General features: G+C 38.6%; 2 protein-coding genes. Both read right to left on the bottom strand.

Annotation, left to right across the window (positions count from 1 at the left end):
- Nucleotides 1-210: 210 nt before the first annotated feature.
- Nucleotides 211-651 carry a hypothetical protein gene (locus U736_RS0108565; RefSeq protein ID WP_017196517.1) on the bottom strand — a complete coding sequence of 147 codons (441 nt, stop codon included), beginning with the start codon at nucleotides 649-651 and terminating at the stop codon, nucleotides 211-213.
- Nucleotides 652-733: 82 nt separating this feature from the next.
- Nucleotides 734-1,390, bottom strand: coding sequence for a hypothetical protein (locus U736_RS0108560; protein WP_174888841.1), 657 nt, complete (start codon nucleotides 1,388-1,390; stop codon nucleotides 734-736).
- Nucleotides 1,391-1,711: the final 321 nt, after the last annotated feature.

Genomic DNA, 1,711 nt, shown 5'->3' with positions numbered 1-1,711 from the left:
ATTTTTATTTTACTTAACAGCTTGCATTTTGATACGTTTTGTGCAATAAAGAGATGTTCTCTTATATTTCGATTGGTTATTTTAATCGTTTATTTGGATCGCTAGCTGTTTTGATAATAAAAGCCGCGTTCATAAGGACACGGCTTTCTTTTAATTCTATCTTTTAGAATACGCCGCAGCCGCTTTAATCAATTCATCTACAGTCTTTATCTATCTACAAAAGGATATTAAACCTGTAGAAATCTCTTTTCTTCCTGTAACCCATGCCCCCAAAATAAGTTGCGTATCTCCCAAAACACGCGCCCTGCCACCAATAATTGCCTTTCCATAAGCACGTACATTGCCATAAACCTTTGCAAACCCATTAACACACGCCTCATCACAAATTATTGCATTTTCAAAAACCTTCGCATGCCCCCAAACCATAGCAGCATTATAAACCTTGGCATCATCACCAACCCAGCAACTGCCATCATGTGATAAGTTGTATTCACTTTCAATAAAGCCCCCTAAATCTCCTTTTTTAACACCTCCAAAACTTCTTAAAGCTCTAATGCGATAAAGTGTTCTAACTCTACCATAGAGATGGTCTTTAACTTCTGTAGTTTCATTAGTAAGTTCATATTTTTTGGATACATTTTTAGTGGTCATAGGTAGCTCCCTAATCTAATATTTAAACAAATTTTTAAATGAAATGGTTATAAGGAGGCGCCCCCGCACCGCCGCTGCTGTTTTACGCAACTTGCTCTAAAGTCTTTTCACGACCAGTGATGACAACATCGTCACTAACATTGTCACAAACGCTAGCATTGCCAAATATCCTTGCATTGCCATAAACACAAGCATTTCTATAGACACTTGCATTGCCAAATACATGCGCATTCTCATAAACCTTGCCATTTACCTCTGCTTTCCCATAAACCTTAGCATTGTCATAAATACGAGCGCTATCTAAAGTTTGTACCTCTCCAAAAACCTCAGCATTACCGTAAACACAACCGTCAATCCACGCTTTACCATGTATTTTTGCATTATCGTAAACACGGGCGTCCCCATAAATCCAAGCGTCGCCAGCGATTTGTGCATTACCGTAAACACGAGCCCGTTGACAGACACGAGCATTATCTCTAACCCAACAGTCGCCATCATGTGAAAGATGTTCGCTGCTTTCTATAAAACCACCTAAATCGCCTGCTTTAACATCTGCAAAGTCTCTAATAGCTCTAATGCGTCTTAATGTGCGAATACCTGCTACAAACGTCTCACCCGTAAATTCATATTTTTTTGGAACGCCTTGCTTTTTAGGAGGAACGGGACCAGTATCATCTGCTCCCATGTTATCTGAAATAGCTTTAATAAGAGCGTGACGAAAAGCATTCATATATGTCATATTAATATTCCTGTTTGTAGTTTTGAAATTGACAACCCATAAGGGCGCCGGGCGCTCAAAACACGGCAAACAGTCCGTCGTTACACTTTTCTCATAAGAGTATTGTATGGTGTAACTACACCCGACATAAATCGCTATACGCTATTTAAAGCATAAAAGACAGTCAGTTTTTAAAGAAATGGGAGAAACCTTTTCGTGGTCTATCCGCTGTTTGTTTAGTGTTTTGAGCACTTGTCGACCTTTCTAAACGAACCTTTCTTTAATGTCAATACGTATTTTTTATTTTTTTCACTTTTTTCCATTTTGATACCTACATCATTG

This window comes from Bartonella grahamii ATCC 700132 (assembly GCF_000518085.1).
Lineage (GTDB): Bacteria > Pseudomonadota > Alphaproteobacteria > Rhizobiales > Rhizobiaceae > Bartonella > Bartonella grahamii.
The sequence above is the reverse complement of the archived record's forward strand: the minus strand, read 5'-3'. Positions and strand labels throughout refer to the sequence as shown.

What these genes read in the sequence shown, in the direction of transcription:
- U736_RS0108560 (WP_174888841.1), bottom strand. Translation starts at nt 1,390, where the DNA reads ATGACATATATGAATGCTTTTCGTCACGCTCTTATTAAAGCTATTTCA.
- U736_RS0108565 (WP_017196517.1), bottom strand. Translation starts at nt 651, where the DNA reads ATGACCACTAAAAATGTATCCAAAAAATATGAACTTACTAATGAAACT.